20 protein-coding genes are annotated in these 19,887 nt (G+C 41.7%); 11 read left to right on the top strand and 9 right to left on the bottom strand.

Annotated features, from left to right (window positions below; genetic code table 11):
• The first annotated feature begins 121 nt into the window (after positions 1 to 121).
• Together lon and MKI85_RS11065 are read left to right on the top strand one after the other, a co-directional pair.
• Complete coding sequence (gene lon / locus MKI85_RS11060) at positions 122 to 2,551, top strand: endopeptidase La (protein ID WP_241627759.1); 2,430 nt, start codon at positions 122 to 124, stop codon at positions 2,549 to 2,551.
• Positions 2,552 to 2,683: 132 nt separating this feature from the next.
• Positions 2,684 to 3,064, top strand: coding sequence for a VOC family protein (locus MKI85_RS11065; protein WP_241627760.1), 381 nt, complete (start codon positions 2,684 to 2,686; stop codon positions 3,062 to 3,064).
• A gap of 283 nt (positions 3,065 to 3,347) precedes the next feature.
• On the opposite strand, the gene MKI85_RS11070 is transcribed toward MKI85_RS11065, so the two are convergent.
• Complete coding sequence (locus MKI85_RS11070) at positions 3,348 to 4,241, bottom strand: M20/M25/M40 family metallo-hydrolase (protein WP_241627762.1); 894 nt, start codon at positions 4,239 to 4,241, stop codon at positions 3,348 to 3,350.
• Positions 4,242 to 4,443: 202 nt separating this feature from the next.
• Here MKI85_RS11070 and rlmH point away from each other — a divergent pair, with 202 nt between their 5' ends.
• From rlmH to MKI85_RS11085, 3 genes are all read left to right on the top strand, one after another.
• Positions 4,444 to 4,926, top strand: a complete 483-nt coding sequence (gene rlmH, locus MKI85_RS11075; RefSeq protein WP_241627764.1) for a 23S rRNA (pseudouridine(1915)-N(3))-methyltransferase RlmH — start codon at positions 4,444 to 4,446, stop codon at positions 4,924 to 4,926.
• 115 nt (positions 4,927 to 5,041) lie between these two features.
• Positions 5,042 to 5,818 carry a DODA-type extradiol aromatic ring-opening family dioxygenase gene (locus MKI85_RS11080; RefSeq protein WP_241627766.1) on the top strand — a complete coding sequence of 259 codons (777 nt, stop codon included), beginning with the start codon at positions 5,042 to 5,044 and terminating at the stop codon, positions 5,816 to 5,818.
• 116 nt (positions 5,819 to 5,934) lie between these two features.
• Positions 5,935 to 6,702 (top strand): META and DUF4377 domain-containing protein, encoded by a 768-nt coding sequence (locus MKI85_RS11085; protein ID WP_241627768.1) that lies wholly within the window; start codon positions 5,935 to 5,937, stop codon positions 6,700 to 6,702.
• A 65-nt stretch (positions 6,703 to 6,767) separates the two neighbouring features.
• On the opposite strand, the gene gdhA is transcribed toward MKI85_RS11085, so the two are convergent.
• Positions 6,768 to 8,111: an NADP-specific glutamate dehydrogenase gene (gene gdhA, locus MKI85_RS11090; protein ID WP_241627821.1), complete on the bottom strand. Its 1,344-nt coding sequence runs from the start codon at positions 8,109 to 8,111 to the stop codon at positions 6,768 to 6,770.
• A 342-nt stretch (positions 8,112 to 8,453) separates the two neighbouring features.
• Here gdhA and MKI85_RS11095 point away from each other — a divergent pair, with 342 nt between their 5' ends.
• Together MKI85_RS11095 and nth are read left to right on the top strand one after the other, a co-directional pair.
• A complete protein-coding gene (locus MKI85_RS11095) occupies positions 8,454 to 9,248 on the top strand; it encodes an RnfABCDGE type electron transport complex subunit B (RefSeq protein ID WP_241627770.1) in 795 nt (264 codons plus the stop codon).
• 32 nt (positions 9,249 to 9,280) lie between these two features.
• A complete protein-coding gene (gene nth / locus MKI85_RS11100) occupies positions 9,281 to 9,949 on the top strand; it encodes an endonuclease III (RefSeq protein ID WP_241627822.1) in 669 nt (222 codons plus the stop codon).
• A 46-nt stretch (positions 9,950 to 9,995) separates the two neighbouring features.
• Here the strand turns inward: nth and MKI85_RS11105 are convergent, their stop codons facing one another.
• The 4 genes from MKI85_RS11105 to MKI85_RS11120 form a co-directional block, all read right to left on the bottom strand.
• Positions 9,996 to 10,205: a hypothetical protein gene (locus MKI85_RS11105; RefSeq protein WP_241627772.1), complete on the bottom strand. Its 210-nt coding sequence runs from the start codon at positions 10,203 to 10,205 to the stop codon at positions 9,996 to 9,998.
• A gap of 58 nt (positions 10,206 to 10,263) precedes the next feature.
• The gene (gene adk, locus MKI85_RS11110) at positions 10,264 to 10,923 is read right to left on the bottom strand and encodes an adenylate kinase (RefSeq protein WP_241627774.1); all 660 of its coding nucleotides are present in this window, start codon (positions 10,921 to 10,923) and stop codon (positions 10,264 to 10,266) included.
• Between the two features lie 85 nt (positions 10,924 to 11,008).
• Positions 11,009 to 12,325: a hypothetical protein gene (locus tag MKI85_RS11115; protein WP_241627776.1), complete on the bottom strand. Its 1,317-nt coding sequence runs from the start codon at positions 12,323 to 12,325 to the stop codon at positions 11,009 to 11,011.
• A 60-nt stretch (positions 12,326 to 12,385) separates the two neighbouring features.
• Entirely contained in the window at positions 12,386 to 12,913 is a 528-nt protein-coding gene (locus tag MKI85_RS11120; protein ID WP_241627778.1) for a hypothetical protein, read from the bottom strand.
• Between the two features lie 253 nt (positions 12,914 to 13,166).
• On the opposite strand from MKI85_RS11120, the gene mrdA reads away from it, so the two are divergent.
• Together mrdA and rsmD are read left to right on the top strand one after the other, a co-directional pair.
• Entirely contained in the window at positions 13,167 to 15,209 is a 2,043-nt protein-coding gene (gene mrdA, locus MKI85_RS11125) for a penicillin-binding protein 2 (RefSeq protein ID WP_241627781.1), read from the top strand.
• Positions 15,209 to 15,763, top strand: a complete 555-nt coding sequence (rsmD, locus tag MKI85_RS11130) for a 16S rRNA (guanine(966)-N(2))-methyltransferase RsmD (protein ID WP_241627783.1) — start codon at positions 15,209 to 15,211, stop codon at positions 15,761 to 15,763. The genes mrdA and rsmD overlap by 1 nt, the downstream gene beginning before the upstream one ends.
• Before the next feature lie 86 nt (positions 15,764 to 15,849).
• On the opposite strand, the gene MKI85_RS11135 is transcribed toward rsmD, so the two are convergent.
• The 3 genes from MKI85_RS11135 to MKI85_RS11145 all read right to left on the bottom strand — a co-directional run bounded on the left by MKI85_RS11135 (position 15,850) and on the right by MKI85_RS11145 (position 17,030).
• Positions 15,850 to 16,047 (bottom strand): hypothetical protein, encoded by a 198-nt coding sequence (locus MKI85_RS11135; protein ID WP_241627785.1) that lies wholly within the window; start codon positions 16,045 to 16,047, stop codon positions 15,850 to 15,852.
• 191 nt (positions 16,048 to 16,238) lie between these two features.
• Positions 16,239 to 16,448, bottom strand: a complete 210-nt coding sequence (locus tag MKI85_RS11140; protein WP_241627787.1) for a hypothetical protein — start codon at positions 16,446 to 16,448, stop codon at positions 16,239 to 16,241.
• Between the two features lie 294 nt (positions 16,449 to 16,742).
• Positions 16,743 to 17,030: a hypothetical protein gene (locus MKI85_RS11145; protein ID WP_241627789.1), complete on the bottom strand. Its 288-nt coding sequence runs from the start codon at positions 17,028 to 17,030 to the stop codon at positions 16,743 to 16,745.
• Positions 17,031 to 17,690: 660 nt separating this feature from the next.
• Here MKI85_RS11145 and MKI85_RS11150 point away from each other — a divergent pair.
• Both MKI85_RS11150 and MKI85_RS11155 read left to right on the top strand, forming a co-directional pair.
• Entirely contained in the window at positions 17,691 to 17,900 is a 210-nt protein-coding gene (locus MKI85_RS11150; RefSeq protein WP_241627790.1) for a hypothetical protein, read from the top strand.
• Positions 17,901 to 18,228: 328 nt separating this feature from the next.
• Positions 18,229 to 19,875 carry a bifunctional 3-(3-hydroxy-phenyl)propionate/3-hydroxycinnamic acid hydroxylase gene (locus MKI85_RS11155; protein WP_413351181.1) on the top strand — a complete coding sequence of 549 codons (1,647 nt, stop codon included), beginning with the start codon at positions 18,229 to 18,231 and terminating at the stop codon, positions 19,873 to 19,875.
• Positions 19,876 to 19,887: the final 12 nt, after the last annotated feature.

Raw genomic sequence — 19,887 nt, forward strand, 5'->3', positions numbered from 1 at the left:
ACTTAAAAATCACATATTTAGTCATTTTTTATACAATTTGTATTGACCTGCCCTTGTATTTTTTAAAATACCCATCACTATTAAAACATGGCAACACCGTTGTCACTCATTAGGAGTGCCCATGTCTGAAATTATTATGAATCAAGAAACCTTAGAGCCTCAGGTTCCAAGTGTATTACCGCTTTTAGCGTTACGTGACGTGGTGGTTTACCCGCACATGCAAATTGCGCTATTTGTAGGTCGTGAAAAATCGATCAATGCAGTTGATGTGGCTCGTAACAGTGACAATCTCGTATTTGTAGTTGCTCAGAAAGATTCTCTGACAGAAGAAATTGATCACGACAACTTATATCAATACGGTACGGTCGCGAAGATTGTGCAAGTTGTGAATCATGAAAATGATGAAAACTGTATTAAAGTATTAATAGAAGGCTTACATCGTTCGAAGCTAGATAAAATCATTGACGAAAATGAATATCTCACTGCCGAACATTCGCTAAGCCCAATGTCGATCCACATTGATGAAAACACGCAAGAAACGCGTGTACAAGAATTACGTGCTCTGTTTGCCCAATACGCTGAAGCTAAACTGCGTAATGCACGTGAACTTGTTGCTGCAGCCAACAAAATTGACGATTTACTGCAATTGTTGTTCTTCGTTGCAACCCGTGTCCCGCTTAACATTGATGTGAAGCAAAAATTCCTTGAGCACGACGAATTTGAAGCACATTTACAAGAGTTGATGACCTATTTGTTGCAACAGTCTGAAGAGCAACAGATTGAGCAAACCTTGCATGACTCTGTAAAACGTCAAATGGAGAAAAACCAGCGCGAATACTTCCTCAATGAAAAGATGAAGGTGATTCAGCGTGAACTTTCTGATATGAATGGCGGTGCAGAAGATGACGTCGCTGAAATTGAAAAGCGTCTTGCTGAAGCTGACTTACCAGAACATGTCCGTAAAAAAGCGGAAGCAGAATTCCGTAAGTTGAAAGCAATGCAACCTGCTTCAAGTGAAGCAGCGGTCGTGCGCAACTATTTAGAGGTGATTTTAGATACACCTTGGAATAAAGCCAGCAAAGTCAGCATCAATCTTGCAAAAGCCCAAGAAATTCTTGATGCAGACCACTATGGTTTGGACGATGTTAAAGACCGTATTGTGGAATATCTTGCAGTACAGTCTCGCGTGAAAAAACTCAAAGGTCCAATCCTTTGTTTAGTCGGACCTCCAGGTGTCGGTAAGACCTCACTCGGTGAATCTGTAGCAAAAGCGACTGGTCGTGAGTTTGTACGTATGGCGCTTGGCGGTGTACGTGACGAAGCGGAAATTCGTGGTCACCGTCGTACTTACATTGGGGCGATGCCAGGTAAAATTGTGCAGTCATTGACTAAAGTTGGTGTAAAGAACCCATTGTTCTTACTCGACGAAATCGACAAGATGGCACAAGACTACCGTGGTGACCCTGCTTCAGCATTGCTCGAAGTACTCGATCCATCGCAAAACAATAAGTTCAATGATCACTACTTAGATCTTGATCTTGACCTGTCTGAAGTGATGTTCATCTGTACTGCCAACAGTATGAATATTCCTGAAGCATTGTTAGACCGTATGGAAGTGATTCGTCTGCCTGGTTATACCGAAGATGAAAAAGTCAATATTGCTGAACGCTACCTTGTTCCTAAAGCGATTAAGAACAATGGTTTACGTGCTAAAGAATTGACCGTTCATGAAGAAGTGATTCGTGACATCGTACAACGTTATACACGTGAAGCAGGTGTACGTAGCTTAGAACGTGAAGTCTCTAAAATTGCCCGTAAAGTCGTAAAAGAAGCGGTTAGCAAAAAGGCGAAAGGCCTGCAAGTCGATGTGACTTCTGCCAATCTTCCAGACTACTTAGGTCCACACAAGTTTGACTTTGGTATGGCTGAAGACGAAGCACAAGTGGGTCGTGTCAATGGTTTAGCATGGACTTCTGTTGGTGGTGAGTTGTTGACCATTGAAGTTGCTGCTGTGAAAGGTAAAGGTAAATTCATTACTACGGGTTCACTCGGTGATGTAATGAAAGAATCAATTACCGCAGCCATGACCGTAGTTCGTACCCGTGCAGATGAATTGGGTATTGAGTCGACTCGCTTTGAAGAGACTGACGTACACGTGCATTTACCAGAAGGTGCAACACCGAAAGATGGTCCATCCGCTGGTTTAGCACTCACGACAGCATTGGTTTCTGCTTTCACAGGGATTCCAATTCGCCCAGATATTGCTATGACTGGTGAAACCAGTCTCGGTGGTCGTGCAATGCGTATTGGTGGCTTGAAAGAGAAACTGCTTGCAGCACACCGTGGCGGCATTAAATTAGTGTTCATTCCTCAAGAAAATGTCCGTGATTTGGCGGAAATTCCTGAGAATGTGAAAGAAGGTCTAGAAATTAAAGCAGTTAAATCGATTGATGAGATTTTACCGCTTGCCTTGATCTCTATGCCTGAGCCTTTAGCCAAAGCACCGATTGTTAAACCAGTCGATGAAGGTAAAAAAGCAGCACGTCATTAATTTCAGCAAGAATGAGAAAGAGAGCTTCGGCTCTCTTTTTTTATTACAAATTACTGCTCATAACACCACACATCTTGATGATTTTTTCACCTAAAATAATTCGATGCAAGGGCTGATTGCAGGACAATTGAAATGAAAAATCCTGTCGGATGGTTTGAAATTTATGTGGATGACATAACACGAGCCAAAGAGTTTTATCAAGCTGTATTTAATATAGAACTCACTGAACTTACGCCACCTTCAGATGGCACGTCACTGCAAATGTGGGCTTTTCCTTCAGATATGCAAGTCTATGGTGCTTCAGGCGCATTGGTTCAAATGCCAGGAATTGCCGCGGGTGGCAATAGCACATTGATCTATTTTTCATGTGAAGACTGTGCTGTAGAGGCTGCCCGTATTAGCAGCGCAGGTGGAAAAATTCAGGAAGCAAAAACCTCCATCGGCGAGTATGGTTTTATTGTGCTAGCCTTTGATACTGAAGGAAATATGATTGGTTTACATTCAATGAAGTAAATGCCTAATGTAAAGAATATTTAAATGATTGTGGTTTGAAGTTTCCAGAATATTTCATCCGCTTCATGAAAATTTCAACTTGAAAAAACTGGAAAAAGCCTCATATATAATAGTAAGACACATATGCGCTGTATGTTTCTTATTCCTAAAGGTTATCTGTTTCTCCAGGCGGGTAACCTCTTGATCGCAGTCCTAATACTATTCTAGGACTGCGTTTTTTTATTTGTATATATTAACTAATCTACATAATCTAAATATTCTCTCAGCAATCATTATCCATTGTCTATTTCAGAATTGCTTGTATTAAACCATCAATTACCTGCGTCATTTTTTCAAGGTTTAACGTCTTCAAAGTGTCCGATGGAGTATGATAATTTTTATTCCGATAAAAAGCCGTATCGGTCACCATAATCGCCGGAATGTCATATTTCCAATAATTACTATGACTGGAAAAATTAATTCCTGGGGTAATCGATGGCACAACCAAACGTTGACACTCTAATGTTTGCATGGCTTCACAAAAATTTTCACCTAAACCTCGTGAATCAATATCACTCACGGCAGCAATAAAATTGGCATGACTCGGATAGATCCATTTCAACCCTATTGGATATTCCTGTATCTGCGCAGCATCGTAATAGCCAATCATTTCCACAATATACACGCCCTGAATTTTATCGCGCTGTGCCTGAACAGATTTGGCATGTACATAACTGCCCATGTATTCAGTATTGGCATAAGGCGGCTCTTCTAGCGTATAAAATACAAACTCCACATTATGCCTTAGACTTTTTCTCTCTTGTGCCAAAATACGTGCCGTTTCTAAAACACCAGCGATACCTGAGGCATTGTCATCTGCACCTTGCTGTCGTCCAAACACATCATAATGCGCCCCGATAATAATCTTTTCTTCGCGTCTAACATTTAAATTACACACCACATTGCGATAATTCTGACGATTTACAATATAACTTTGGAACTGACATGGAATACCGAACAAACGCATTTGCTCTTTAATCCAAGCTGAAACCCGATTTAACTCTTCTGTATTTTGGTGATTTCGGAACGAACCACTGCCTATAATCTGCTGTAAATAAACGTCCAGATTCTGTGCATCAGCCTGTTTGTTGATTGCAGAATTTGCACCGACATATGTGCTACTCAATAATGTCAGCATTATGCTAAGCACTATCCAGCATTTTTCTAAAAGTTTTTCCCTTTGCATTTATTATTATTCCACCACGTCCGCAAAATTTATTGCTTTTCTAAGAGCATTAATGCAACAGCCAGTAATTATTTTCAATTGCAAAATGTATATCAGCAGCAGATTCTTCGCTTTCAAGGCTATAATTCTGCTGAATTAGCTTTTGACATCAGATATGAAAATACGGATTCTGACCATCGGTCAAAAAATGCCAGCTTGGGTACTCACAGGTTTTGAAGATTATTTCAAACGCATTCAACCTTTTGTACAAACTCAAATTATTGAATTGCCGATGGCAAAACGCGGTAAAAATGACTCTGAAGCTGACATTTTGAAATACCGTCAAATTGAAGGTGACAGCATTTTAAATGCCTTAAAACAAAATGAAACCTTAATTGCACTTGAAGTCGGTGGTCGTGAATTCAGTACGGAAAAACTGGCTGAAACCATGAAATCATGGATGCTTGAAGGCAATGATGTGGCTTTGGCGATTGGTGGTCCTGATGGGCACTCAGAAGCGGTGCGTAAAGCCGCTGCGTGGCACTGGTCTTTATCTAAACTGACTTTGCCGCATCCACTGGTACGTGTCATGCTGATTGAACAACTGTATCGCGCCATGAGTATCAACCACAATCATCCTTACCATCGCGCAGGCTAAGCGTATTTATCGATCATTCCATTATTGCAACAATACGTTGAATATAAGCTATTTATTCACATATTTGTATTTGGCATGATTAAACAACTTCCTCATTTAACTTAGGCGCAAGACTATGAATCTACAAACTTTACCTGGTTTATTTATTTCACATGGTTCACCCATGCTTGCGCTTAATCCAGAACAAGTTGGACCTGCTTTACAACGTTTGAGCCTGAATCTTCCAACACCTAAAGCGATTGTCGTCATGTCAGCTCACTGGGAAAGTCAGGCACTTGAAATGAATACTGGGGTTCGTCCTGAAACTTGGCATGATTTTCGTGGGTTCCCTCCCGAGCTTTACGAGCTGCGCTATCCCGCTCCAGGTCAACCAGAGTTGGCAGAGGATATTTTAAAACGTTTATCTGATGCAGGTTTTGAGGCACATGCCAATGCTAGCCGTCCACGTGATCATGGTGTATGGATGCCGCTCCTACATATGTTCCCGAATGCAGATATTCCTGTGGTTGAGATTTCACTGCCTATGCATATGAGCGCAGAACAGATTTATCAAATTGGACAAACTCTTGCAGCATTACGCGAACAACAGGTTTTATTGATTGGCTCTGGTAGCATTACCCATAATCTTTCGGAACTGTCATGGCATGGTGAGTCGCAGGATGTACCTGTCTGGGCATCCACTTTCCGTAACTATGTTGCCCAGAAACTCAGCCACCAAGACTATGATGCGGTACTCGATTGGAAAAGCATACCTTATGTACGTCGCAACCACCCAACCTTAGAACATTTAACACCCCTATTTTTTGCGATGGGTACGGGTACACGCTTTAATATTGTACACAGTAGTTTTTCTATGGGTTCACTCGGGATGGATATTTACCGTTTTGACTAAGCCAAGAACAACATTAAAGAAATGAATACAAATGTTGTACACGTATTCATTTCTTTTTTTTATAAATAAATTAACCTTTAGTTTTATATTTCTTCAACTCTAGTGTTAATTTAAAAATGAAATTGAAATATCTTTTACTCGCTTTATTGCCTTTTTCTTTAGCTGCTTGCCAATCTACTCAAACTCAATCAAATTTGGAACAAGCTGTGAATGTACAATCAATTCCTGATCAAAATAAAACCCTTGCTGCTTATCAATGGATCAGCACCACATCAACTACACCAAAACCATTAACACTGTCATTTAATGCACAAGGTCAACTTTCAGTGAAAACCAGTTGTAATGGCTTAGGCACCAACTGGAAAATTGAAGGTGACAAAATTGTCACAGGCGTAATGATGGGCACGCAAATGGCTTGTGCTGAACCTGCCATGCAACAAGAGCGTTTAGCCGCAGAATTACTGGGCGAGCGTGCCATTCAGTTCTCGCTGAATAGTCACAATGTGGAAGCCCCAACTTTGACACTGGTTTCTGCCAAAGGTGAAAAACATGTTTTTGTGGGTAAAATGACACCTGAAACCAAGTACCAAGCTCAAGGTGAAACCATTTTTCTAGAAATTTCACCTGAAACCAAAGCCTGTTCTGGCGTAGGTCCAATGACCTGCCTTCAAGTTCGTGAAATCAAATATGATGACAAGGGCGTAAAAACCGCGGTTAATAAAGACTGGACCTTATTCTACGATCATATTGAAGGCTATAACCACGATCCAAAAACCCGTCAAATCGTTCGTGTAAAACGTTTTGAACGTCAAAATCCAGCTGCGGACCAATCTAAATATGCTTATGTCAAAGACATGGTGGTTGAGACTGAAACCGTAAAATAAAAATTCGTTTAATAAAAAAGCCGATGTAGATACATCGGCTTTTTTATATTACAGACGACTCAGATTTAGAACACGCCTTGAGACAACATCGCATCGGCAACTTTCACGAAGCCCGCAATATTGGCACCATCAACATAATTGACACTACCATCTACTTTCGTACCGTATTTGACACAGTTACGATGAATGTCTTTCATGATGGCATGCAAGCGCTCATCCACTTCTTCAAAACTCCAGCCTAAACGCAGAGCATTTTGCGACATTTCAAGACCAGAAGTGGCTACACCACCTGCATTGGATGCTTTACCTGGCGCATACAAAATTTTAGCCGCCACGAATTTTTCAACTGCATCTAAGGTCGATGGCATATTTGCACCTTCAGCCACACACAGCACACCATTCGCCAAAAGCTGATCCGCATCTTCACCCGTCAGTTCATTCTGGGTTGCACACGGTAAAGCAATGTCACAAGGAATTCCCCACGGACGTTTGCCTTCCAAATATTCAAAACCATGCTTTGAGGCAAATTCAGAAATACGACCACGCGCCTCATTTTTCAAATGCATGACCTCTCTCAGAAGTTCATCTGTAAAGCCATCTTTGACATATACCGTACCGTTCGAGTCAGACAACGAAACGACTGTGGCACCCAAGAACATGGCTTTTTCAGCGGCAAATTGCGCGACATTGCCCGAACCTGAAATGGTCACAGTTTTACCTTGGAAACTGTCACCACGAGTTTTCAACATTTCTTCAGCGAAATACACCGTACCATAACCCGTCGCTTCAGGACGTGCCAATGAGCCACCAAAAGCCAAGCCTTTGCCTGTAAATACACAGGAAGTGTCATTGCTTAGCTTTTTCATCATGCCCGCCATAAAACCGACTTCACGCCCACCCACACCAATGTCTCCTGCGGGAATATCGGTGTTTGAGCCTAAGTGGCGATACAACTCAATCATTAATGCCTGACAGAAGCGCATGATTTCGCCTTCCGATTTGCCCTTCGGATCAAAATCAGAACCGCCTTTACCCCCACCCATCGGTAAGGTTGTTAAGGCATTTTTAAAAGTCTGTTCAAAACCCAAGAATTTTAAAATAGATAAATTGACTGAAGGATGGAAGCGCATTCCACCCTTGAAAGGACCAATCGCTGAATTGTACTGGACACGAAATGCACGATTCACATGCGTATTGCCTTGATCATCGACCCAAGCAACACGAAATTGGATCACACGCTCAGGTTCAACCAAACGCTCAAGTAACCCATGTGCTGCATATTTCGGATTCTTTTCAATGAATGGCCAAAGGCTGGTCATTACCTCTTCTACCGCTTGTAGAAACTCGGGTTGGTGTGCGTCACGTGTTTTTACGTAATCCAAGAAGTCGTTTAGGCAACTATATTTCAACACTTCATCCTCAGCAATTTATGAATCAAAACAGGTCAAAATTAAAATAAGTGATAAATTTTGGCGCAAAACATTAAATAACTTTTGACCACCTTCTACAATATTTATTTCAAGTAATGTGATATTTTTAATATATAACAAATAATTATTTTAACTATTACACAAAGTTTGCTTATCTCTTTTATAAACTCACACTTAATAATCAACCTCAAAATTGCACTATATAAATGCAGGTTTTGCATTAATTTGGTACACAAGATTAATCCCCTGAATCATGCTAAAATTCGTCAAAATTTGATTCCATCTCTCTAATCCTGTTCTGAACACAGGCGTGGTTTTCGCATGATTTCGCAAATTGCTCTCATTCAACACATCGACTCCCTACTTCCTCAAACCCAATGTGGTTTATGTGGTCATCGAGATGGTTGTCTACCCTATGCCAAAGCGATTGCTGAAGGTGAAGCTGCGAATAAGTGTGTTCCCGGTGGACAGCCCGTCGCAGATGCATTAGCCAGTTTACTGCAACGCCCACCATTAAAAGCTGAAGACAGTGTTTGGCCTATTCAGGCTGATGGTCGTCCACAACGCATGAAAGCCATCATTCGTGAAGATGAATGTATTGGGTGTACCAAATGCATCAGCGCCTGCCCTGTAGATGCGATTATTGGCTCGGGAAAACTCATGCACAGCGTGTTAACCGACTTATGTACGGGGTGTGAACTCTGTATCCCGCCATGTCCAGTTGACTGTATTGATTTGGTCGAAGATGTAAATACGCTTCCAAATGACGATGCGCGTATTGCAGAACAAAATGACTTACGCCAACGCTACTATGCACATATTCAGCGTGAGGAAACACGACGTTTGCATCGTAAAGGACCTGTGGTGCGTGCTGAAATTGATACCACATTGTTCGCCCAGTTCTCTAGCCAGCTCGATTCCGTTCCAGCTATCGAAATGACAGAGAAAGCATCGACTACTGTAACGACTCAAGATGCCAAATCCACCATCGAACTGGCAAAATTGCGGACGCAAATTAAGAAGCTCGAAAAACAACTCAGTGTTCGTGAAGATGCGACCAAGCGTGCTCAATTGCTCAGCTTGACCGATCAACTCAATGCATTGCTAGGAGCGTAAACGTGGCAACGAAAACTGCAACCGTCAAAAACATGACCAAGAAGCAAATTCAGACCTTCTTTGAACGTTTACGTGATCAGCGCCCGAATCCAACCACTGAATTAAACTTTTCCACGCCTTTTGAATTGTTAATTGCAGTTACCCTGTCGGCACAAGCGACTGATGTCAGCGTCAATAAAGCCACGGACAAGCTATTTCCCATCGCCAATACCCCTGAAGCCATTTTTGGCTTGGGCGTTGAAGGACTGAAGCAATATATTAAAACCATTGGTTTATATAATTCTAAAGCTGAAAATGTCATTAAAACCTGTCAAATTTTAATTGAGAGACATAATAGCCAAGTCCCGAATAACCGCGCTGATCTAGAAGCCTTGCCTGGCGTGGGTCGTAAAACGGCGAATGTGGTATTGAATACTGCATTTGGGCATCCAACCATGGCGGTAGATACGCATATTTTCCGTTTGGGTAATCGTACAGGTTTGGCTGTGGGGAAAAATGTCCTGGAAGTCGAACACCGACTGGTCAAAGTGATTCCGAAAGAATTTATGGTCGATGCACACCACTGGCTGATTTTACATGGTCGTTACTGCTGTATCGCACGTAAACCGAAATGTGCTGAATGCGTGGTATCCGATGTGTGTAACTGGCCAGACCGTTTTGAGTTTGGCGCTGCACGAGCAATTCCTGTAAGTAATATCTAAAAGGTACAGTGCATGCAGCTGACAGGCACTGTAATCAAAATACCGCTTATTGCTTAGGTGGCTTCTGTTTTAATTTCGGGTGTAACTTATACTCAGGTTTTGCTGCCGTTTTATTTTCTTCCTTTTGTTTTTGTTGAGTTTCTCTGAGCATTTTAAAGCTGATATATAACAAACCCAGCAACAAAGCCAAGCAGGCAATCACCAAAATGATTAAACCAATTTTTAACAAAATCGTATCCTCAAAAAGTTCGGACAAATAAAAAGAGCCCTAATATGACTTAGGACTCTTTTAAAGTCAAAAATTCAGTTTTGAATTATTTTGACTGATCTAAGATTGCGAACAAATCTTTTTGTACGTCTTCAATTGCACGTAAACCGTTTAATTTGTCATAAGTTGGTGCATTTTCGCCAGAAGCAGCTCGACCTTGGTAGAATCCAACCAATTGCTCAGTTTCTGTATGATAAGAACCAAGACGCTTACGAATGGTTTCTTCTTGGTCATCAGGACGTTGTACCAAGTCTTCACCCGTTTCGTCATCTTTGCCTTCAACTTTTGGTGGGTTGTAAACAACATGATAAACGCGACCAGATGCAGGGTGCTGGCGACGACCAGACAAACGCTGAACGATTTCTTCGTCAGGTACATCAATTTCGATTACGTGATCGATGTTAATGCCTTCTTTTTCTAAAGCTTCAGCTTGTGGAATTGTACGTGGAAAACCATCGAAAATGCAGCCGTTCGCACAATCAGGTTGAGCAATACGTTCTTTTACAAGACCAATGATCAGTTCATCAGAAACCAAACCACCACTTTCCATTACGCTTTTAGCTTTAAGACCTAATTCAGTACCTTCACGAATCGCAGCACGGAGCATATCACCGGTTGAAATTTGTGGGACATTGTAGCGCTTACAGATCAACTGAGCTTGTGTACCTTTACCTGCTCCAGGTGGTCCGAGTAAGATAATGCGCATAAAAAAACATCCTCATTTAAAACAATGTGTATGATACTTCGAGCCAACAATTCTACAGATCTGAACAGTCAGCATGAGCATCTAATTATAAGAAAGCTACAAACAAATGTATTGTACCAGCTATAAATCCAGTGACCCCACCTAATACAATCAGAATCCATTCGTCTTCCTGAAATGCAGGACGTAATAGGTTCTGGAATTCTTTCGGCGTTAATTCCCGAATACGCTCTCGGAACATTTGAAAAATTTTCTGTGCACGGCTCGCATTGAACGCAGGGTCGCATACTGGCACCATCGTAATTTCAATTGAGCGATCAATCAAGTCCGTCTTGAGTTTTGCGTACTCTTTTGGTCCTAATGACAGCTGTAATGAGGTACGAACCAGTGGCGTTTCCATAATTTGGTTAATATGACGCTTGACGATACGGCGCGTTTTGTCTTTTTTTGCACCATACATCATTTCAGTCATGATGGATTTTAGCGTAATCAGGTCTTCTGTGACCACACTGGCAAACACATCCGACACTTCTTCTTGCCGTTTCATGAATGCACCTTGAACATTATAGGTCCCGATGCGAGGCCAGACAGGTTTAATCCAAGGGAATTTACGATCTTTCGTTAATTCAGTCAGTTGCAGATAACGCACAGGATGTGGCGAGATTGGATTAAAGACCATCCAAATAGCAATCCAGTTGGTTAAAAAGCCCCAAATCGATGCCCAAAATGGGACTGTCCAGTGCCAAGGCACCACAAACCAGACAATCATTTGGAACACACCAAAGAACATCCCGATTAAGGCACTAATATGCCAAATAAAGTTGATTTCTTTCTGCCCAACTTTGAGGAACATGCGGACCATCAAGCGGCGATCACCTTCCATTTGGCTGACCACCATTTCACGCATGTCGACCAATGACTCAACGTTCACAGTTAATTCTGTTACCAGTTCTTTCAACACCTCTGGAAGCTGCTTATGCGCCTGTGCGTAAATACGGCGTTTAATCGAATACGGTAAATTTTCCCAAAGCACCGCATTACGGTCGACCATCACTTCATCAATCAGATGTTCCAGCTCAAATCCGACCTGCTCCCCAATAATACGTGCCATATCTTCAGGATCCATGGCATTGAGAAATTCTTGCAAAGAACCTAGCTTGGACAAAGTGTTATCGGTAATGATGCCTGAAATACGCCCCGCCTTACGTGGTACAATCCCTTGCCAGCCTACTGGCAAGGGTCCCAAATGAAAGCCCCAGAAGTTAATCGGATAGAATACCATTTTGAGCGCCATCCAGACGTGTGCCCAAGTTACAAATGCAGTTACTGGAATAATGCTCAGCACAGCCCAAAAATCGGGACGATTCAAAAAGGTTTGCCACAACTGATTGATGTACTCAAGCATGCATAATTTTCCAAAATAATAACGAAATAACAGAGATTAATTCTTAATTTTTTAAACAGGTTATTTTCTGCCTAAGCCCATACTTAATGTATAAGAGAATTGTATTTTTGGTTCAATGTGTTCCACAACCGCACCATCACGATTCTTTAATTCTTCTCCTGCCCCAATCCCCACACTAAAGGTACTGATTCGATCTCGATCCAACAATACATATGCAAGATCTACACCTGCACCTAAACGCGTTTCATCTTTATTGTCCACTTGCTTACTGGCAATATGCCCTACATAGACGCCAACATAATACCCGTTTTTATCCTTCCCAGTGAAATAGTAAGGATATCTAAAGCCAAACTGTGCCCCAAAAGGTGAATCGTCTGTTAAGAAAAAACCCACCTTTGCATAAGTAATCCCATAAGGATTGACCCATTCGGTATTTAAATGAACCAACTGATGGGTGAATCCTGCACCCACATTCCACATTCTGGCACTCTCAGGTGTCAATTTGGCATCTGGCAGATAATTTTGATCTTGTGCATAAGCAGTATTAAATAATGTTATCAATGCTAACAAGGAGTAAACTCTTGTCATTATTGTCACCTATGTCCTTATTTTAATTGTGCATACATTCCAATTTTTTTTGCATGTTTTTGACTTTAACAGAATTGTTTCTAATCTTATAGACAACGCCCGCTGTTTTTACTGTCTAAAAGGTCAAAATACCCTGTTGCAATAAAACAACCAAGCCCAGAGTAGTTCTCGTAGATAAGCATTATCAAAGCCTCTGACTTGGGGTAGAATAGCGCCTTCCTGATTCTCCCCCCACTGTGTAAGTCAATCGCGTATGAAGCAGCACTTTCCTTTAAAAAATGTCCAACAAGAAAAGCGCATTTATCGCAATCGAGTCTTTATCTCTGTCGGGATTGTCAGCTTCTTTATGCTGCTGTTGGTGGCACGCTATGCCTATTTGCAAATTATGCAATATCAGCAATTTTCAACCGCATCCGATCAGAACCGAATTCGCTTGCAACCGCTTGCACCTGCCCGTGGTTATATTTATGACCGTAATGGGATTTTATTAGCAGATAACTATCCTGTTTTTACGGCGACCATGAGCCGTGCCGATGTCGATGATATTGATGATACGGTCAAGCGTCTCACCCCAGTTCTAAATTTGACTGATGAAGATATTGAGCGCTTCCTATCACGCATTAAAACTTCGAAAAAAACCGAACGTGTTTCTATCAAACTGAACTTGACGGAAACCGATATCGCCAAATTCAGTGAAGTTAAATTCCAGTTTTCTGGGGTCAATATAGAGACCCAAATGACCCGTTATTATCCACACGGTGAGCTGTTCGCACACGTGATTGGCTATGTGGGTCGAATTAATGACAAAGAACTCAAAAGTATTGATAAAGACCTATATGCAGGAACCAACCTGATTGGAAAAATCGGAGTTGAGAAATCATATGAGGAATTGCTGCATGGCGTACCAGGCAATGAATCTGTGGAAGCCGATGCACACGGGAATGTCCTGCGTCATTTAGGACGCAAAGAACCCGTGCGTGGTAATGACTTATATCTTTCACTGGATTATGGCTTACAAACCGTTGCGACTGAACAGCTGGCAGGTCGACGTGGTGCGATTGTTGCCATGGATCCACGCACAGGTGAAATTCTAGCATTGGTGTCCAGTCCAAGCTTTAACCCTAACCTGTTTGTCACGGGGATTAGCCATACTGACTATAGTGGCTTACGCGACAACTTAGATCAGCCACTGTATAACCGTGCCGTACAAGGTGCCTATCCCCCTGGTTCAACCATTAAACCCATGTTTGGTCTAGGGGGTATCCACTATGGCTATATCGACTGGGGAACCGCAATTTCCGATCATGGCTACTTTACCTTACCTGGTGATTCACATAAGTTCCGAGACTGGAAAAAATCGGGGCACGGCGTAGTCAATCTGCATAAAGCCCAAGTCGTTTCGTGTGACACTTTCTATTATGTGCTCTCTTACCGTATGGGTATTGAGAAAATGAACTCGTGGATGCGCCAATTTGGCTTCGGTCAAAAAACAGGTGTGGATTTACCGAGTGAAAGTGAAGGTCTATACCCGAATCCAGATTGGAAAATGCGCACACGTAAAAGCAAATGGCTAAAAGGTGAAACCATTTCTGTCAGTATTGGTCAGGGTGCCTTTACCGCGACACCATTACAGTTGGCGATGGCAACTGCCATTACTGCCAATCATGGTGCGCATGTGATTCCGCATGTGTTGCAAGCCAGCAAAGGGGCAAAACTGCATAAAGTACTTAATGCACCCGATGGGCATATCCAGTTTAATGGCAAAGATGAAGACTGGATTCAAATGCGCGATGCCATGGTCGATGTAATTGAAACAGGTACAGGTCGTGGTATCCGTACTCCGCTGTATAAAATTGCAGGTAAAACAGGTACAGCGCAGGTTAAAAGTATTGCACAAGGGAAGCGCTATAATGAAGCGTTGCTCACTGAACGCCAGCTAGACCACGGTTTATTCGTTGGCTTTGCACCTGCTGAAAACCCTGAGATTGCCATTGCAGTGGTGTGGGAAAATGGTCGTCATGGTGGGTCTGCTGCGCAATTAGCACGCCCTATCTTTGACTATTGGTTAATGCAACGTAAAAAGAACCCTATTAAACCTGAAGGTCATCAAATTAGTGGTGGCTTAATGACTGCGGGGATTAAACCTGGTGAATTGCCGAGTGGTTCAGCTACAGCTACCGCATCCACAACCAATGCTCAGGCCCAAACAACCACGTCAACAGCCCATACAGCTCAGCAGCCCCATACACCTACCACTCAAGCTGCACCTGCGGCTGCAGCGGATGAAGTCGAATAATGAAAAATCAATTGAGAATTATTGGCGGAGAATGGAAACGCCGCCAACTTGCCTTTGCCAGCATTGATGGCTTACGCCCAACACCCGATCGAGTGCGTGAAACCCTATTCAACTGGTTGATGTGGGATATTCAAAATGCGCAAGTTTTGGATTTATGTACAGGTTCAGGGGCTTTAGGTTTTGAAGCCCTTTCCCGTGGTGCAAAACAGGTCATCATGATTGAACCCGATCGCACACAGGCTCAATTTTTAAAGCAAAATATTCAACTCCTCAAAGCGGAAAATTGCCAATTAAAAGTTGCCACTGCACAGCAAGCCTTAGCAACTTTGAAGGGCAACTTTGACTTGGTTTTTCTAGACCCTCCCTATAGTTTGAATCTGTGGGAAGAACTGGCAAAGCTAACTGATCCACTAATTGCTGAAAATGGTTTAATCTATGTAGAAGCAGACCGTGATCTAAATAGCCTCAATCTACCGCCAACTTGGCAATCGATCAAACAAACCAAGGCAGGTACTGTACGTGCCGCTTTATATAAAAAAGTGACAGCGATTTAGTACTCCTGAATTAACCAGTCATTGCACCGCTAGCTTTGACTGGTGTTATACCTTGCTAGATGAGTTATATGCCGACTACTAAGGATTTAGCGTGGACCTGGTCGTTGATGATGGTCATAGTCATTATTATTCATATGATCATGATGATTTGAGTCTGGCCGATGATCGGAGTCATGGTGATGCGGTGGACCATTATGATGACGATGATCATAATCATCGTCATACCATAAACATCCTGTGAATAAACTTGCAGTCAAAACCAATAGCATAATATTTCTAATCATTATTTTGCCCTAGCCTTTGAATCCTATTTTTAATTATTGATGAGCAGATGCATCTAGATGCATTTATTTTGTTTATTTTCTGTTCTACGCTAAAACAACACATCTTGGTCTAAAAAGCTCTGGGTGAAAACTCGTAATTACGGTATTAAAAACCAGAGGGAGAATAACATCTCCATCTGGTGTAAGGATACTCACAGATCGATTAATGGGTATCGGATAAAATCTACGGTGGGAGATGAACCATTTTTGTCATTCATATATTTTTGATGAGATGGTTCTGGTTGATAATCAGTTTGTTGTAGCATCGGAGTAGAACTTGAATTGCTCATACCTGTACTATTAGATGTACAACCTATAATCAAGCTTGCAGTAAGTGCAAGTAACAAGGCTGTTTTTCTCATTTTCAATCCCCTTTAACTAGGGTAGAGTCTTTATTATTCACCTTATCTGTAGACGATAACTTTTAAAATTGTGCGTTTTTTGTTCTATTTATTAAAATATGTCAACTCTATCGCCAAGTGATTAAATTTGCGATGTATTAATTACAGACGATAATCATTCTGTTGCCTAGCTCAACTTTTCATTTAATCCCCATATCTCCTGTTGAAATTCTGTCAAATAAGGAGCTTGTGTAACCCTTATTTGACTGAATGGATTGACCATATACTAATGTCAAATCATAAAAGCAAACCTGCTTAATGTGGCAAAGGCTTTGTTTGCTTATAGTTCGGGCGATCAGGTCGATGTCCAGGCGGACGATGCTCTGGGGGTCGGTTTTCTGGTGGGCGATGCTCTGGAGGTCGATGATGAGGCGGACGATATTCTGGGCGTCCATTCCATTCATAACCATAAGAAGGTCGACGATGATCGTAATCATAGCCATATGAATAGCGATGATCATGGTCATACCAATCGTCATCGTACCAGACACATCCCGATAACAGCATGACCGACAAAGTAGAGAGCAAGACTAGTTTTATCATTATATTCCCCTTGTCTACTGGGTGTTCTCTTTCATTATTCAGAATAAGCATGGATAGAAAACAAACAACATGTTCATTTTTTGTTATAGCCTTGCATTCAGTTTCTTTAATACTTTTATGCATTGGGTATCTATTTTATACCATCCAAAGCATATCGACTGTAACACTCTTGATGGATCTGCTGCTTGCTGTGTGGCTCTACGAGATTGCGCAAGTTTGCTTGATCGGTTCTATCGGCCTTTCACAATTGAGAGAATATCTGTCCAGTTGCTTCCATAATAGATTATTAATTTTCAAAGTGTTTAATTTGCCACCAGATTCATTGAATTAGAAATATTCCCTTACAAGTCAAATCAGATCAGTTGAGCTAAAAAGCAATGTTTTTCCTGCTGTTATGTTTTGTTTCAGTAAACGCATCGCATTAAATTTAATGCAATTGAAATATTTGAATACAAATTCTGATGAATGTTTCATCCAGTCGTTACTTGAGCTACACAGTTTGCATATTATTGTATTATTCACGTAATTTATTCTGTTTCTCTTTGTTGCTTGAATTGCCTGAAATGCCCTGAATCCTTAGCATGAGTCCTGTTCTTACTTAAGTGATGATAAGTAGAACAGCTTTAATTTTTATCTCATTTATAAATCAGGATGCCTATTATGAAATTAACTCATATCCTACTTGCAACGACATTTGCTGCTGCCACAACAACGACTTTTGCTGCGACACAGGAGCATGCTCAAACAGAAGAAAAAGTGATTGTTTCAACTCAAGAACAGCCTACGACTTCTGCGAGCGAAGGTACAGCGGCTCAACCAACCACAGCACCTGCAGCTGATTCTGCAAGTGAAGCAACACCTGCTCAATAAGGACGGGTGAACCAGTTTTTCTAGGGCTTTCTCTCCACCTCATTCACTCGAAAGCACTAGAAAATCGCAGGTGATTCAGATTGTTCTGGTTCACCTGTTTTCGTTTAGGAACCAGCAAAACTTAAAAATCATCAAGCATAAAGATAGTTAATTATGATGATTCCCATGAGATCAACTATCATCAAAAATACAATAAGTTATTTTAAATCAATATAATAAAAAAATAATAAAGACCGACTTCAGCCTTATTCATACTAGCTCTACACTATGGCATAGCTTGTTTGCAGCACACACTTAACCGTTAATAGCAGCATTGTGAATGGATTGAATGGAATTCGCTGTGAGCACAAACAAGACTGAATTTATGACCGAAGTGGCAATTCTTGGTGCTGGTCCAGTGGGACTAACGCTTGCCAATTATTTAAGTAAGCAAGGCGTACAGGTCACTGTCATTGAACAACTGGATCAACTGATTGATTACCCACGTGCCATTGGTATTGATGATGAGGCATTGCGCACGATTCAATCTCTAGGATTGGTGGAGCAAGTATTACCGCATACCACGCCTAACCATGCCATGCGCTTTTTAACGCCTAAAGGTCATTGCTTTGCAGATATTCAGCCTTTAACCCGTGAATTTGGTTTTCCGCGTCGAAATGCCTTTATTCAACCACAAGTAGACAATGTGTTACTTCAAGGACTAAAGCAATATCCAAAAACTGAAGTGCTGTTTTCACGTCAACTGACGGAATTTAGCCAAGATGCTCAGTCTGTAACATTGAAAATGCAGAATAAACAGGGACAGAACGAAGTTGTTAAAGCACAGTATCTGATCGCTTGTGATGGTGGTAACTCTGTTGTTCGCCGCACATTAAATATCGACTTTGATGGTAAAACAGCACCCAACCAATGGATTGTGATTGATATAGAAAATGATCCATTGGCAACACCGCATATCTATTTATGCTGTGATCCTGTACGTCCATATGTCTCGGCTGCTTTACCGCATGGCATTCGTCGCTTTGAATTTATGGTGATGCCAGGTGAAACCCAAGAAGAACTGAGTAAACCAGAAAACATCAATAAACTGTTGGAAAAAGTCTTACCGAATACTCAAAACATTGAAGTGATTCGTCAACGTGTCTATACCCACAATGCCCGCATTGCAGACAAGTTCCGTGTAGATCGTATTTTACTGGCTGGCGATGCTGCCCACATTATGCCTGTGTGGCAAGGTCAAGGTTATAACAGTGGTATGCGTGATGCCTTTAACTTGGGTTGGAAAATGGCGCTAGTGATTCAAGGTAAAGCTGGTCCTGAACTCTTAGACTCATACCAAATTGAACGTAAAGATCATGCCAAAGCCATGATTGATCTTTCCGTGATGGCAGGTCATGTCCTCGCGCCGCCTAAAAAATGGCAAGGTTTTGTCCGTGACGGTATTGCCTACGCTTTAAACTATATCAAGCCAATTAAACAGTATTTGCTGGAAATGCGCTTTAAGCCAATGCCGCAATATCATGATGGCGTGCTGATTCCAAATACACAAAAGAACTCGCCTGTGGGTAAAATGTTTATTCAGCCCAAAGTGCAATTGGTCACGGGTGAACAAGTATTGCTGGATCAAGTGATTGGCAATGACTTCGCAATCTTGGCTTGGGGAGTAGACCCACAATGGGGCTTATCAGCAGCCAGCATGCAGCAATGGAAAAAACTCGGGGTGAAATTCATTCAAGTTTTACCTGCAATTCAACTACAAAACGAGAAGCGCAAACAATACGATGGCGTGATTTGTGTGGGTGATATTGGCACTGAAATCCGCACGTGGTTTGGTCGTACCAATGACTCAATGGTGATTTTACGCCCTGACCGCTTTGTAGCAGCACTCGCCATTCCACAAAGTGCCGATCAGATCAGCCAAGCCTTATTCGCTAAATTACACAGCAAAGCTGAAGAGAATCAGTTAATTGCTTGAGCTGATCCCTGA

The sequence above is a fragment of the Acinetobacter zhairuonensis genome (assembly GCF_022601715.1).
Lineage (GTDB): Bacteria > Pseudomonadota > Gammaproteobacteria > Pseudomonadales > Moraxellaceae > Acinetobacter.

What these genes read in the sequence shown, in the direction of transcription:
- rlmH (WP_241627764.1), top strand. Translation starts at nt 4,444, where the DNA reads ATGAAAATACGGATTCTGACCATCGGTCAAAAAATGCCAGCTTGGGTA.
- lon (WP_241627759.1), top strand. Translation starts at nt 122, where the DNA reads ATGTCTGAAATTATTATGAATCAAGAAACCTTAGAGCCTCAGGTTCCA.
- MKI85_RS11115 (WP_241627776.1), bottom strand. Translation starts at nt 12,325, where the DNA reads ATGCTTGAGTACATCAATCAGTTGTGGCAAACCTTTTTGAATCGTCCC.
- adk (WP_241627774.1), bottom strand. Translation starts at nt 10,923, where the DNA reads ATGCGCATTATCTTACTCGGACCACCTGGAGCAGGTAAAGGTACACAA.
- mrdA (WP_241627781.1), top strand. Translation starts at nt 13,167, where the DNA reads ATGAAGCAGCACTTTCCTTTAAAAAATGTCCAACAAGAAAAGCGCATT.
- MKI85_RS11080 (WP_241627766.1), top strand. Translation starts at nt 5,042, where the DNA reads ATGAATCTACAAACTTTACCTGGTTTATTTATTTCACATGGTTCACCC.
- MKI85_RS11070 (WP_241627762.1), bottom strand. Translation starts at nt 4,241, where the DNA reads ATGCTGACATTATTGAGTAGCACATATGTCGGTGCAAATTCTGCAATC.
- MKI85_RS11085 (WP_241627768.1), top strand. Translation starts at nt 5,935, where the DNA reads ATGAAATTGAAATATCTTTTACTCGCTTTATTGCCTTTTTCTTTAGCT.
- MKI85_RS11065 (WP_241627760.1), top strand. Translation starts at nt 2,684, where the DNA reads ATGAAAAATCCTGTCGGATGGTTTGAAATTTATGTGGATGACATAACA.
- rsmD (WP_241627783.1), top strand. Translation starts at nt 15,209, where the DNA reads ATGAAAAATCAATTGAGAATTATTGGCGGAGAATGGAAACGCCGCCAA.
- MKI85_RS11150 (WP_241627790.1), top strand. Translation starts at nt 17,691, where the DNA reads ATGAAATTAACTCATATCCTACTTGCAACGACATTTGCTGCTGCCACA.
- MKI85_RS11155 (WP_413351181.1), top strand. Translation starts at nt 18,229, where the DNA reads ATGGAATTCGCTGTGAGCACAAACAAGACTGAATTTATGACCGAAGTG.
- nth (WP_241627822.1), top strand. Translation starts at nt 9,281, where the DNA reads ATGACCAAGAAGCAAATTCAGACCTTCTTTGAACGTTTACGTGATCAG.
- MKI85_RS11145 (WP_241627789.1), bottom strand. Translation starts at nt 17,030, where the DNA reads ATGATAAAACTAGTCTTGCTCTCTACTTTGTCGGTCATGCTGTTATCG.
- MKI85_RS11135 (WP_241627785.1), bottom strand. Translation starts at nt 16,047, where the DNA reads ATGATTAGAAATATTATGCTATTGGTTTTGACTGCAAGTTTATTCACA.
- MKI85_RS11140 (WP_241627787.1), bottom strand. Translation starts at nt 16,448, where the DNA reads ATGAGAAAAACAGCCTTGTTACTTGCACTTACTGCAAGCTTGATTATA.
- MKI85_RS11095 (WP_241627770.1), top strand. Translation starts at nt 8,454, where the DNA reads ATGATTTCGCAAATTGCTCTCATTCAACACATCGACTCCCTACTTCCT.
- MKI85_RS11120 (WP_241627778.1), bottom strand. Translation starts at nt 12,913, where the DNA reads ATGACAAGAGTTTACTCCTTGTTAGCATTGATAACATTATTTAATACT.